Origin of the sequence: Terrisporobacter othiniensis (assembly GCF_000808015.1) — a bacterium.
Classification (GTDB): domain Bacteria; phylum Bacillota; class Clostridia; order Peptostreptococcales; family Peptostreptococcaceae; genus Terrisporobacter; species Terrisporobacter muris.
On the sequence record NZ_JWHR01000093.1, the window covers coordinates 41075 to 55536 of the forward strand.

Below are 14462 nucleotides of genomic sequence, written 5' to 3' on the forward strand. Positions count from 1 at the left end.
TTAAAGAAGTTGTGATTTATTACGTTTGATGAATTGACCACGATTAGCAGTTCCTATATATTCACCATCTTTAGCAATAACATCACCTCTAGATAAAGTCATAACAGGGTAACCATTTAACTTAATTCCTTCAAAAGCAGTATAATCAACGTTTTCATGTAATATAGATTTAGTTAAAGTTACTTCTTTGTTAGGATCATATAATACTAAGTCAGCGTCACTTCCTATAGCTATAGTACCTTTTTTAGGATACATACCAAATACTTTAGCCACATTTGTAGCAGTTACTTCAACAACTTTATTTAAAGATAAGCCATGTTTTGGTCCTTCAGAAAGCATTATTGGCATTCTTGTTTCTATACCAGGGCCACCATTTGGTATTTTAGCAAAATTGTCTTTTCCTAATTTCTTTTGTTCAAAGAAGAATGGACAGTGGTCAGTTGCTACTGTTTGTATAGTACCATCTTTTAATTGTTGCCATATGTAATCCCAATTAGATTTATTACGAAGTGGAGGAGACATTACATATTTAGCACCATTGAAATTAGGTTCTTCATAATTATCATCTGATAACATTAAGTATTGAGGACAAGTTTCTCCCATAATTGGAAGTCCAGCTTCACGAGCTTCTTTTATTTTTGATATAGACTCTTTACAGCTGTTGTGAACTATAAATAAAGGAGCATCAGTTAATTTAGCAAGAGTTATAGCTCTGTTTGCTGCTTCACCTTCACAATTAGCTGGTCTTGAAACTGCATGATATTTAGGCTCTGTTTTACCTTCTGCTAGAAGTTTTTCAACTCTATGATTTATTACATGATAGTTTTCGCAGTGAACAGCTACTAAAGCACCACATTCTTTTGATTTTTCTAATATATTCATAAATGCAGCATCGTTAACTCTCATTCCGTCATAAACCATGTAAACTTTAAAGCTTGTAACACCTTCATCTACCATACTAGGCATTTCTTCTAAAGTTTCCTTATCAGCATGAGTAACAGCTATATGAAGACCATAATCTATGCAAGATTTAGATCCTTTTTCTTTCCATATTTTTAGACCATCAGCTAAAGTTCCATCACCAGGTTGAACACAGTAGTCTATTACAGATGTAGTACCACCTATAGCAGCTGCTTTTGAACCAGTTTCAAAATCGTCACTTGAGAAAGTTCCACCAAAAGGCATATCTAAGTGAGTATGGGCATCTATACCACCAGGTATTATTAATTTATCAGTAGCATCTATTATATTTTCACAATCTAAGTTTTGACCTATTTCAGTTATTATTCCATCTTTTATACCTATATCGCCTTTGTAAGTATCAGAAGCTGTTACAATAGTACCATTTTTTATTACCTTATCAAATTTACTCATAATTTCCTCCTCAAATAAAAAAATATTATTAATTGTGGATTATAGTATTAGTCAGTTAAATCAGCTTTTAAAACAGCATTTAGAAGAACTGTAGCTCCGTTTGCACATTGCTCTGGAGTAGAGTATTCTTGTTCACAATGTGAATGACCATCTTTAGAAACTACGAAAATCATAGTTGTTGGCATCATGTAAGAAACGAACTGAGCATCATGTCCAGCACCTGAATTAATATATTGATGAGGAATATTTAATTCTTCAGCTGATTTTTTAACATATCCTACTAATTCTTTGTCATAGTAAACAGTGTCTCTGTTCCAAGCTAATTCAACTTCACATTTGCATTTAGCCCATTCTTTATTTTCTAAACTTCTTACTATTTCATATACTTTATCTAATAATTTTTGATCTTCATGACGAACGTCTATAGAGAATTCCACAAAATCAGGTATAACTGTATGTACACATGGGTGACAAACTATTTCACCTGTAGTATAAACTAACTCTTTATTTCCTAATTTGTCTATTTCATCGTGTAAGTAGCAAAGAGCTTGAGATGCAGCATATAAAGCGTCTTGACGTTTATGCATAGGAGTTGTACCAGCATGGTCTGATTGACCATAGAATTTTATACGGCAGTTGAACATTCCAAGTACACAAGTAACAACACCAACATCATTGCCAGCATCTTCAAGTATTGGACCTTGTTCTATATGAAGTTCAAACATGCATTTATATTTATCAGTATTTAAACGATTTTCTTTTTGTCCTTTATATTTAAATTTTTCTAATTGAGAGCCGAAAGTAGTTGTTTTATCTAATACACTTTTTGAGCTCATCATATTTTCATATTTGAAGTTTTTAGCTATTTCTGCAGGAAGTACATCGTTACACACTATTCCTGAACTCATCATTGCAGGTGGGTATAATGAACCTTCTTCATTTGTCCATATCATAGCAGTAAGAGGATGTTTATGAGGTATTTTTTCAGTAGCTACAGTTTCTAAAACTTCCATAGCACCCATAACACCTAAGATACCATCATAGTTACCACCGTTTTTTACAGAGTCACAGTGAGAGCCCATTACAATTCTTTTTGCGTTGGGATCTGTTCCTGGTAAAGTGGCATACATATTAGCCATATCATCAGTTTCTATAGTTGCACCAATAGCTTCCATTCTTTTTACAAATTCATCTCTAGCTTTAATAGCTTCGGGAGATAAAGAGTATCTTGTTATTCCGCCATGTCCTGCATCCCCGAATTTTGAAAAAGTTTCAATTTTATCTCTCATTCTTTCAGTACTACATTTAAACATACAAACCTACCTCCAATAATTAAATTTTATAATATTAAGAAAGTATGTAAACGTTTACATATCTTCTATACTATTTTTATAAGGCTGAAAAGTTAGAAAGTCAACTATTTTATAAAAATTTAACAATTCCAAAATGGAATGAGTGAATATTGAAACAATAATATTAAGATGAAAGTTATTAAATATGTGATAAAATATAGTTGAAATAAAAACCATAATAAATAAAAAATAAATATAATACAAATGGTTGGGGAAAGGGAATATATGGATATACGTCAGATTGCAGAGAAAGCAGGTGTATCAGTAGCAACAGTATCTAGAGTACAAAATCATCCAGAAACAGTTGCTAAAGCTACTAGAGAAAAAGTTCAAGCTATTATCGATGAGTGTAACTATACACCAAACTGGTTTGCTAGGGGGATGAACATAGGTAAAGCAGAAACTATTGGAATTATTGTTCCAGATATTTTGAATCCAAGCTATATGGAAATTATAAAAGGAATAGAGGACATTATGACGGAAAGCGGTTACATAACTGTTATTTGTGACGGTTCATGTGACGCTCAAAAAGAAGAAGACAGTATAAATAGTTTAATTAAAAGAAATACTGATGGCCTAATAATTATCTCAAGTTCAATAAGTAGACAGAAGCTACTTTCTATAAAGTCAAAAGGAATACCTATAGTGTCAATAGGAGAAAGTAACGCTTGTAAAGAAATTGATACAGTTAAAATTGATTATGAAAAAGCAAGCTATAAAGCAACTAAGCATTTGATAGATATTGGATATGATAAAATTGCTATTATTAACGGGCCGAAAGAAAAAAGAGAAAATGCCTTGAGGTTAGAAGGTTTTAAGAGAGCTTTGAAGAATAATAATATTAAAATGGAAAAAGATTATATTTTACATTCGAAAGTATCTTTGGATGAGGGTTATTTACTTACTAAGAAGTTACTTAAATTGAAAAATCCACCAAGGGCAATTTTTGCTACAGATGATATTTTCGCTTTTGCTGCAATGGCGGCGTTAAGGGATAATAATGTAAAAGTACCAGAGGATATAGCTGTTATAGGGTTTGATAATATAAATCTTTCAAGGATGATTGAATCAAAATTAACAACAGTAATAAATCCTCTACATAAGCAAGGAGTACTAGGTGCTAGATTATTGATTGATATAATTAATAACCTTGAATCTGAAGATAGTTTTACTCAAGAAATATTACTAGAAACAAAGATTAAAATACGCAAATCATGTGGTTATGGTAGGAGAATAGGGGAGATATTTTAATTATGTTAGAGACTAACTTCATGGGATTGAATTTAAAAAATCCAGTAATAATTTCAGCCGGTCCTTGGAATGGTAATGGTAAAAAATTAAGAAATAATCTAAGAGCTGGCGCAGGGGCTGTAATTACAGAAACTATAGTGAGTGATCCATACTCTAAAACAGGAGAACAAATAGCATTTAATGGAAAAGGATTACAAAATATAAGATTTTATAGTCGTTTTCAACTGGAAAGATGGAAAGAGGAACTAAAAATAGCTAAAAGTGATGGAGGAATTGTTATAGCAAGCATATCAGGCCACTCTCCATCAGAAATTACATATTTGGCAAAGAAGCTAGAAAAATATGGTGCAGACGGTATAGAAATATCCTTATCAAGTCCATTAGGAGAAGGTGTAGAAATACCTTGTTCTGATAGTGAGTTTGTTTTTAATGTGGTAAATGATGTATCAAAAAATATAAAAATACCAGTAATGGTGAAATTATCTCAGCATGTTAATAATATAAGTGAAGTATCAAAAGCTGCAAAAAAGGCAGGTGCAAGTGCAATAAGTGCTATAAATACCATAAGATGTATTTTGGGTGTAGATATAGACAAAGAGATTCCGTTGTTACCAACTTATGGGGGATATTCTGGAGAACCTATTAGACCAATTGCATTAGCTAGTGTAGCATCTATTGCACAATCTGTAGATATACCTGTTTGTGGTATAGGTGGAATAGGAAATTATGAGCATGTAATAGAGTATATTATGTTAGGAGCATCTGCAGTACAAATTGGCACAGCCCTTATGTTAAATGGAGATAGTATAATTAAAAAAATAGTAAATGATCTAGAAAAGTGGTTTAAAGAGAAAAAAATTAATTCCATAAGTGAAATATGTGGTAAGGCATTGGAAAAAATTAAACCATTAGATGAATTAGCGCTAGAGCCGATGACATGTAAATCAGATAATAAAAAATGCGAAGAGGGTTGTAACTTATGTGTAGAGCATTGTTTAGAGAATGCAATAGATACAGTGAATGATAATGATATAAAGATTGATCAAGAAAAATGCATAGGATGTGGGTTATGCATTTTTGTTTGCCCTATAAATAAATTAAAAATTTATGATGAAAGTTAATTACCATAAGGAATATGAGAGTGAACTATTTTAAGAAGTTACCACATAAAAATATTATTAAATATTTTTATGCGGTACATTTTTTTGTTATATAAATAAAAAAATAACAAAAATATTACTTTTTTGTTGACAATGGTAAGAAATGGAATTATAAATTAAGTATAAACCTTATGTAACCGTTTACATAAATTACATAAATTACATAAAATCACATTTGAAAGAGGGGGTATTATGGAAAAGCAGAGTAAAGAAATTAAAGATAGTTTGCCAGCAAAGGAATTATTTTTAATGGGAGCTGCACTTTTTTCCATGCATTTTGGGTCATCAAGTATGACATGGCCAATGAACTGGGGAAAAGAAAGTGGTAGTTCTGTATTTATAGCTTTTATAGGAGTACTTATTACAGCATTACTAATGCCAATGTTAGCTTATGTGGCTCTTGTTAGAGGAGAGGGAACTTATAATACATTAACAAAAAAAATTATGCCGAAATTTGGTTCTATCTTTACAACAATTACTATATTGATGCTAGGGCCATTATATGTGGTTCCAAGAATGAGTGCATCATCATGGGATGGTATAGTTCAAGCAACAGGGTTTGAAACAAGTAGTAAATTGCCAATAATTATATTTTCTATAATTTTCTATTTAGTAACATATTGGTTTTTAGCAGGTAGATCAGACACTATGGACAAAATAGGTAAGATTCTATTCCCAGTATTATTGATTATAGTTGTATGCATCATTGGAAAAGGTTTGCTAGATCCTATATCAAAAACATGGGCCCCTAAATCTTATGAAGGTTCAGCCTTTTCTTATGGATTTACAGGTGGATATGCCACAGGTGATATACTATGTGCTTTAGTCTTTGGAATAGTCATATTAAATAATCTAAGAGCAAAAGGCGTAACAGAAAAAAATATGAATAGCAATATTATAAAAGTTGGTATATGTGGTATTGGAATGCTTACATTAAGCCATTTAGGACATATGGTTATTGGAGCAACAACTGGAGGTGCAATGGGACCAACAGGAGATTTAACATATGTTAAGTTGTATACAAAGGTTGCATTTCTTTTACTAGGTGGATCAGGAGGAGTTTTATATTGTGTAGCTTTAGCTATAGCATCATTAACAACAGCTGTAGGAATAACAGCAGCTGCAGCAGAATTTTTCGAAGACGTATCTAATAAAAAAATATCATACAAAACAGCTGTAATAGTTGTTTGTGTAAGTAGTACTTTGGTTGGAGCCATAGGATTAGATAATATTTTGGCTTATGTAGGACCATTACTAGACTCTTTATCACCAGCCTTAATAATTTTAATTTTATTCTATGTATTTGTACCTAAAGTTAATGACAAAAGATGTTTATTTGCAGCTAGATGCACTATGTACGCTAGTTTTGTATATGGAATTTTAGATGCTATATATGCTTATAACAGCTTATGTGGCTGGAATCTTAATACATTTGAATCTCTATATTTAAAAATGCCACTTGCTAATATGAAACTATCTTGGGTAGTAGGATGCGCTATTGTAGCACTATTATCTTATGTATTTTACCAATTAGATAAAAAACAAGTAATAAAAAATGTGAAAGTTTCTGAGTGAAAATTAAAAAAGTTCATTAAGCCTTATTAGGCCTAAAATAAAAAATAGTTAAGAAAGGAAAATGAAAATGGATCAAAACAAAAAAACTGATAAGAATTTTGAGTTAGTAATACGTGAAGAGGCATCTAGATGCCTATTATGTCATGATGCACCTTGTTCTAAAGCATGCCCAGCAGGAACAGACCCAGCAAAATTTATAAGATCATTAAGATTTGAAAACCCAAAAGGAGCTATAGAAACAATAAAAGAAAACAATGTTTTAGGTGGAGTTTGTAGTAAAGTATGTCCATCAAAAGCTTATTGTGAAGGTGCTTGTAGTAGAGTAAGTCTAAAAACACCTATAAAAATAAAAATGCTTCAAGAATATTTAATGGAATTAGATAAAACTTTAAATGTTCCAATGTTAAGAGAAAGAAAACATGTTGATAAAAAGGTTGGCGTTGTTGGATCTGGACCAGCTGGTCTTGCAGCAGCAGTTGAGTTATTAAAAGAAGGTTATGATGTAACTGTTTATGAAAGAGATGAAAAATTAGGCGGTTATTTAACTTATGGAATACCAAGTGATAGATTATCTGGGGAATTAGTAGCTCATGAAATAAATCAAATAAAAGAATTAGGTGTTGTATTTAAAAATAATGTAAAAGTAGAAAAACCAGAAGATTTATTAAAAGAAGGTTTTGATGCTGTTATATGGGCATGTGGACTACACAAAGGTAAGACTTTAAATATAGACGGAATAAATTTAGAAAATGTTGAGATCGGTGTTGATTACTTAAGAAAAGTTAAAGAAGAACCACAAAATGTATATGTTGGTAAAAATGTTATAGTAGTTGGTGGTGGAGACGTGGCTATGGACGTTGCTAGAACTGCAAAATTAAGAGGTGCAGATAACGTTAATATATTATATAGAAGAACTGAAAATGAAATGCCAGCATATATAGATGAAAAAGTTGAAACAAAAGAAGCTGGAGTAAACATGTATGTTAAATTTAAACCAGTTAGCATAGAAGGTAATTCAAAAGTTGAAAAAGCAACATTTGAAAGTTTAGGAAATGATACAACTATAACAATGAAATGTGATCAATATATATTAGCAATAAGTCAAGAAAGTGAAGAAAATGTGGATGAATTACTAGATTCTTCAAAAGGAATATTTGCAGCAGGTGATGTGGTTTCAAGTGAAAAAACTGTAGTTTATGCTATAAAGAGCGGTAAAGAAGTGGCTAAGAAAGTAATAGACTTTGTAAATGAAAAAAGTTCAGTAAAGTGCTAATAAAAAATTATAATTAATATCCCTTAAATAAAAGAAAGGTGGGCAAATTAATGTTTAAAAAAGATTTATCAATAGAATTTTGTGGTGTTAAGTGTGAAAATCCGTTTTTTTTATCTTCTTCACCTGTAGATAACTGTTATGAAATGTGTGCGAAAGCTTTGGAAACTGGATGGGGAGGAGTTGTATTTAAAACTCTTGGTTTCTTTATACCTACAGATTGCTCTCCAAGATTTGACGCTTTAAGAAAAGAAAGTACTGAATTTGTTGGATTTAAAAATATGGAACAAATTTCTGAACATCCACTGGAAGAAAGTTTAGAGGCTTTAAAAAAATTAAAAACTAATTATCCAAATAAAGTTATAGTTGCGTCTATAATGGGTGAAAACGAAAAAGAGTGGGAAGAACTAGCTAGATTAGTTACAGAAGCTGGTGCAGATATGATAGAGTGTAACTTCTCATGTCCTCAAATGACTAGTCATGCTATGGGTTCAGATGTTGGTCAAAACCCAGAATTAGTTAAAAAATACTGTCAAGCAGTAGCTAGAGGATCTAAATTACCAATATTAGCAAAAATGACTCCAAACATTGGAGATATGGTAGTTCCAGCAGTAGCTTCTATAGAAGGTGGTGCAGCAGGAATATCTGCTATAAACACTATAAAATCAATAACTGGTGTAGATTTTGAAAAAATGGTAGGACTTCCAATAGTAAATGGTAAATCTTCAATATCTGGTTATTCAGGAAAAGCTGTAAAACCAGTAGCTCTAAGATTTATACAACAAATGAGAACAGATGAAAGATTAAAAGATGTTCCTATAAGTGGTATAGGTGGTATAGAAACTTGGAAAGATGCATTAGAATTTATATTATTAGGAGCAAGCCATTTACAAGTTACAACTGCTGTAATGCAATATGGATATAGAATAGTTGAAGATATGATAAGTGGATTATCATATTTTATGGAAGAAAGAGGAATAGATAAATTACAAGATTTAGTAGGACTTGCAAATAACAACATAATACCTGCTGAAGACATAGATCGTACATTTGTTATTTATCCAGAAATAGATAAAGATAGATGTATAGGATGTGGAAGATGTTACGTTTCTTGTTTTGATGGAGGACATCAAGCTTATACATATGATGAAGAAACTAGAGAAATAACTTTAAATAAAGATAAATGTGTTGGATGTCATTTATGTAGCTTAGTATGTCCTGTTGGAGCAATAGGAAAAGGCGAAATAATGTATAGAGATGGTAATGTAAAAGAAATAGTTATGTAATGAAAAATGAATAATTTGTAAATTGGGTGCCCGCTAAAATATCTGTTTTAGTGGGTACTTTTTACATATAAGGAAATTATATTGCTCTCAAATCTGTGGGAAATTTGTGAAACGAAGTAATATTACAAATATTAAGATGTAAAAAGTTAGTTTTTTATCAAGGTCGTTACTTAAAATTTCATAGCGCCCACGCAGTGGCTTAAAGTGTTTCGCAGCCACGTCACTTAAGCGAAGCGAATTTTTTTTATTGTGATTTACTATATTAATCACTACTATTTACATATATGCTTTAATTAAAGTAATTCATTAAAAGAATCACTAAAATGAGAGAAAGTAAATCTGAAAATATATAAAGTCTCTAGTATTTATAAAAAAATAACTAGGGGCTTTAATTACATAGTAATATTTTAAAGGGAAGCATAAGGGGGGAAAATTATGGATAGGCGAAAAATATTAGAAAGACTTAGAGCTCAGGTAGAGAAAGGAAACCATATTTTGGGAGTAGCAACAGGTTCTGGTATGACAGCAAAGTATTCAGAAAGGGCTGGTGCAGACTTCCTTTTAATGCTTAATTCAGGAAAATTTCGTCAAATGGGAAGAGGGTCATTAGCAGGTTTTTTACCATACTCTAACAGCAATGACATGGTTATGGAATTTGCATCAAGAGAAATTATTCCTTTAGTAAAAGATATACCTATCATTTTTGGTGTAAATGCAACAGATCCCACAAAAGATATTGATATTTACATAGATGAAATAATAAGAAAAGGATTTTCTGGAGTCAATAACTATCCAACTATTGGACTTATTGATGGGAAGCTCAGGGAAGCATTAGAGGAATCAGGATTTAGTTATTTATTAGAAGTAGATTTAATAAGAAAAGCACATAAGAAAGGTTTATTTACTGTAGCTTTTGTTTTTGATGAAATTCAAGCTAAGCAAATGATAGAGGCTGGAGCTGATACTATTTGTGTTCATTTGGGACTAACTGAAGGGGGATTATTGGGGGCAAAGAAAGTATTTTCTTTGGAAAGTGTAAAAAGTAAAATGGAAAAAATTTTTAAACTATGCAATGAACTAAATCCAAACGTAATTAAATTAATTTATGGTGGCCCTGTTAAAACACCAATAGATATTCAATATATGTATAGTAATGAAGATTTAATGGGATATATTGGCGGTTCTGCTTTTGAAAGAATTCCATTAGAAAAATCGCTTACGAAAACTATAAAAGATTTTAAAACAACTTCCAATGTGGATGAAGATGATTTAATGGTGAAAATGCTTGACGGAATTACAAAACATTATGATTATGTTGAATTCGTTAAAAAATATGTTGCTGAAAATTATATGAATGAAATATCATTTTTAGATTTGGCAAAAGTAGCTCATGTGTCTAGAAGTTACTTAAGTAGTTTATTTAAAAAAGAAGTTGGATGCTCTTTTCCAGAATATTTAGTAAAGTTTAGAATAAATAAAGCTGTCGATATCTTAAATAAAAAAGATATTCCTCTATCAACAGTAGCATCATTGGTTGGGTATAATGACTATTCACAGTTCAGCAAAATGTTTAAAAAATATAAAGGATATTCCCCAATACGACATAAACACAAAATTACAGAACATAAAAACGTTTACTTAAAAAGTAAAACAGAATAGTATTAAGGTATAGTTAGTATTAAAAAACAAAAGATTATAAGTTGATTTATACCAACTATATAAAATATATCTGTAGGGGAGATTAATTCATGAAAACTATTGCTATTGCTGGTACATTTGATACTAAAGGCAAGGAATATTTATATGTGAAAGAGTTAATTGAAAGTTTAGGTCTAAGTACTTTAACAATACATACAGGGGTTTTTGAATCAACTTTTGAACCTGACGTATCCAACGAAGAAGTGGCACAAGCGGTAGGTTGGAATATAAATGATATTGTTAGCAAAAAAGATAGAGCATTGGCAACAGAAGTATTATCAAAAGGTATGGAAAAGTTAGTACCTAAGCTTTATGAACAAGGAAAGTTTGATGGAATTATTTCTTTTGGAGGGTCAGGGGGAACTTCTTTAGTAACTCCTGCAATGAGAGCTCTTCCTATTGGTGTACCAAAACTTATGGTATCAACAGTGGCTTCGGGAAATACATCTCAATATGTGGGAACAAGTGATATTGTTATGATGCCATCTATTGTGGATGTGGCAGGCCTTAATTCTATTTCAACAAAAATATTTACAAATGCTGTGTTTGCAATTGTAGGTATGGTTAAATTTGAAAACAAAAAAGTTCTTGATAAAAAGCCTTTAGTGGCAGCAACTATGTTTGGTGTAACTACTCCATGTGTAACTGCAGCAAAAGAATACATGGAAGAGAGAGGTTATGAAGTTTTAGTATTTCATGCCACAGGAGTTGGTGGAAGAACAATGGAATCTCTTATAGAAGGTGGATTTATAGAAGGGGTTCTAGATCTTACAACAACAGAATGGGCAGATGAAATTATTGGTGGAGTGCTAAATGCAGGTCCTAATAGATTAGAAGCAGCTGCAAAACATAATATACCACAAGTAGTATCAGTAGGTGCTTTAGATATGTGTAACTTTGGACCTTATGATACAGTGCCAGAAAAATTCACAGGACGTAATTTATATAAACACAATCCTACAGTAACACTAATGAGAACTACTGTAGAAGAAAATGAATTAATAGGTAGAAAGATTGCTGAAAAATTAAATATGTCAAAGGGACAAACTATACTTATGTTACCTTTAAAAGGAGTTTCGGGAATTGATGCCAAAGACCAACCTTTTTATGGAGAGGAAGAAGATAAAAAATTATTTGATACTTTAAAAGAATTAACAAATAAAGATGTTGTTACAATCCAAGAGATGAATTGTAACATTAATGATATAGAATTTGCTCAAAGAGCAGCACAAAACTTAATAGATTTAATGGAAAAATAATTAATAGTTAGGGGGAATCTTAGATGAATAAAATGACAAGACAAGAAATAATAAATAAATTTAAAGAAGATGTTAAGCAAGGTAAAATACTTGTAGGAGTTGGTGCTGGAACAGGTATTACAGCTAAGAGTAGTGAAGCTGGGGGCGCAGATATGTTAATAATCTATAACTCAGGTAGATATAGAATGGCAGGGCGCGGCTCACTGGCGGGATTATTATCCTATGGAGATGCAAACCAAATTGTAGTAGAGATGGGTGCAGAAGTACTACCAGTTGTAAAAGATACGCCTGTTTTAGCTGGTGTATGTGGCACAGATCCATTTAGAGTAATGGACGTATTTCTAAAACAACTTAAAGAGCAAGGATTTAGTGGAGTTCAAAACTTCCCAACAGTAGGATTAATTGATGGCGTATTCAGACAAAACTTAGAAGAGACGGGAATGGGATACGACTTAGAAGTTGAAATGATAAGAAAAGCTCATGAGTTAGATATGCTAACAACTCCTTATGTATTTGATCCAAATCAAGCAAAAGCAATGGCAAAAGCAGGGGCAGACATATTAGTAGCACATATGGGATTAACAACAAAAGGTACAATAGGAGCAAAAACTGCTCTTACATTAGATGATTGTGTTGAAAAAATAAAAGCTATAATGAAAGCAGGAAAAGAAGTAAATCCAGATATAATGGTTATTTGCCATGGTGGACCAATTGCAGAGCCACAAGATGCTGCTTACATAATAGAAAACATTGAAGGAATTGATGGCTTCTTCGGTGCTTCAAGTATAGAAAGATTTGCAGCAGAAAAAGGAATTAAAGAACAAACTGCTTCATTTAAATCTATAAGTAAAAAATAATAAGTAATACAGAAACTAAAAATAGCAAAATAAATAACTCTACCTCAGTATATTTAAAATATTAAGGTAGAGTTATTTTAATGCATAAATATTTTATCGTCTTATTTATAAATTTTAAGTTTGAATATATTGACATATAGAGTATAATTTGTTATTTTAATGTAGAGATTATTGTATAGTTATATTTAACCTAATGTTTAGAAAAACAAAACAAATACATAAAAATACTAAATGTTTAGTATAAGTAAACTAGTACATGCAAATAAAAATAAACTTGGAGGAAAAATAATGAAGAAAATTTTATTAGGAACTTTATTATTGACATTTTTACTAACTTTGACTGGATGTAGTACTCCTAAAGAAGAAGTTGAAAGCATTAATAAAGTATTTGTTTATGGAAGCTTAAGAAGCGATATGTTTAACTATGATGTATATTTAAACGGAAAAGTTGAAGAAAATAAAAAGGCTACAATTAAAGGCGATTTATTCCATTTAGATAATAAAGGATATCCAGCAGTAGTTCCAGGAGATGGAGAAGTAATAGGAGAGTTAATGACATTTAAAGATTTCGAATCTACATTAAAAGATTTAGATGAATTAGAAGCTTATGTAGAAGGTGAAGAAAAAGAAAATGAATATAATAGAAAAGTTGTAGATGTTAAGTTGGAAGATGGTAGTGTAGAAAAAGCATATTACTATGAGTACAACCCATCAGCAGATTATAACAAAGATGATAAATTAATAGAAGTAAAAAATGGTGACTGGAACTCATATATGGAAAATATGAAAGTTGAAAGAGTATTTGTATATGGAAGCTTAAGAAGTGATATGTTCAACTATAAAACTTATCTAGATGGTAAAGTTAAAGAAAATGTAAAAGGAACAATAAGCGGAGATTTATTCCATATAGAAAATAAAGGATACCCAGCAGTAGTTCCAGGAGAGGGAGAAGTTGTTGGAGAATTAATGTCATTTAATGATTTTGAATCTGTATTAAAAGAACTTGATGAGTTAGAAGCTTATGAAAAAGGTAAGGAAAGTGAAAATGAATATAACAGAAAAGTTGTAAATGTAAAGATTGCAGAAGGAACTGTTATAAAAGCATATTACTATGAATACAATGAATCAGCAGATTATAATAAAGATGATAAATTAGTTCCAGTTAAAAATGGAGACTGGAAGCAATATATGGAAAAAAATAAAAAATAAAAAATAAAAAATAAGGAGCTGTTACAAAAGTGATATTTGTAACAGTTCCTTATTTTTATTAAGTAATAATTATTTTTATAAATTTGATAACTGATATATTTATTTTAATTTATTCATTTTTTGTATTATTAATAAAATTTAAAATAAAAAAAGTCGAAAATATTTATTTTA

At 30.9% G+C, this 14462-nt stretch carries 11 protein-coding genes; 9 read left to right on the top strand and 2 right to left on the bottom strand.

From position 1 onward, the window contains the following. Together hydA and QX51_RS10330 are read right to left on the bottom strand one after the other, a co-directional pair. Entirely contained in the window at positions 1-1374 is a 1374-nt protein-coding gene (gene hydA / locus QX51_RS10325) for a dihydropyrimidinase (protein WP_039679835.1), read from the bottom strand. Between the two features lie 47 nt (positions 1375-1421). Continuing rightward, entirely contained in the window at positions 1422-2687 is a 1266-nt protein-coding gene (locus QX51_RS10330; protein WP_039679836.1) for a Zn-dependent hydrolase, read from the bottom strand. 264 nt (positions 2688-2951) lie between these two features. On the opposite strand from QX51_RS10330, the gene QX51_RS10335 reads away from it, so the two are divergent. The 9 genes from QX51_RS10335 to QX51_RS20670 all read left to right on the top strand — a co-directional run bounded on the left by QX51_RS10335 (position 2952) and on the right by QX51_RS20670 (position 14291). Beyond that, complete coding sequence (locus QX51_RS10335; protein ID WP_039679837.1) at positions 2952-3977, top strand: LacI family DNA-binding transcriptional regulator; 1026 nt, start codon at positions 2952-2954, stop codon at positions 3975-3977. Positions 3978-3979: 2 nt separating this feature from the next. Continuing rightward, positions 3980-5098, top strand: coding sequence for a nitronate monooxygenase (locus QX51_RS10340; RefSeq protein WP_039679838.1), 1119 nt, complete (start codon positions 3980-3982; stop codon positions 5096-5098). A gap of 231 nt (positions 5099-5329) precedes the next feature. Further along, positions 5330-6712, top strand: coding sequence for a branched-chain amino acid transport system II carrier protein (gene brnQ, locus QX51_RS10345; RefSeq protein WP_039679839.1), 1383 nt, complete (start codon positions 5330-5332; stop codon positions 6710-6712). Positions 6713-6779: 67 nt separating this feature from the next. Next, the gene (locus QX51_RS10350) at positions 6780-7985 is read left to right on the top strand and encodes an FAD-dependent oxidoreductase (protein ID WP_039679840.1); all 1206 of its coding nucleotides are present in this window, start codon (positions 6780-6782) and stop codon (positions 7983-7985) included. Positions 7986-8035: 50 nt separating this feature from the next. Continuing rightward, on the top strand, positions 8036-9268 hold the full coding sequence (gene preA, locus QX51_RS10355) for an NAD-dependent dihydropyrimidine dehydrogenase subunit PreA (protein WP_039679841.1): 1233 nt from the start codon (positions 8036-8038) through the stop codon (positions 9266-9268). 435 nt (positions 9269-9703) lie between these two features. Next, the gene (locus QX51_RS10360; RefSeq protein ID WP_039679842.1) at positions 9704-10927 is read left to right on the top strand and encodes a phosphoenolpyruvate hydrolase family protein; all 1224 of its coding nucleotides are present in this window, start codon (positions 9704-9706) and stop codon (positions 10925-10927) included. A gap of 89 nt (positions 10928-11016) precedes the next feature. Further along, complete coding sequence (locus QX51_RS10365) at positions 11017-12225, top strand: Tm-1-like ATP-binding domain-containing protein (RefSeq protein WP_039679843.1); 1209 nt, start codon at positions 11017-11019, stop codon at positions 12223-12225. A 23-nt stretch (positions 12226-12248) separates the two neighbouring features. Then, a complete protein-coding gene (locus QX51_RS10370) occupies positions 12249-13082 on the top strand; it encodes a phosphoenolpyruvate hydrolase family protein (RefSeq protein WP_039679844.1) in 834 nt (277 codons plus the stop codon). A 288-nt stretch (positions 13083-13370) separates the two neighbouring features. Then, on the top strand, positions 13371-14291 hold the full coding sequence (locus tag QX51_RS20670; protein ID WP_161791919.1) for a gamma-glutamylcyclotransferase family protein: 921 nt from the start codon (positions 13371-13373) through the stop codon (positions 14289-14291). The last annotated feature ends 171 nt before the right edge of the window (positions 14292-14462 follow it).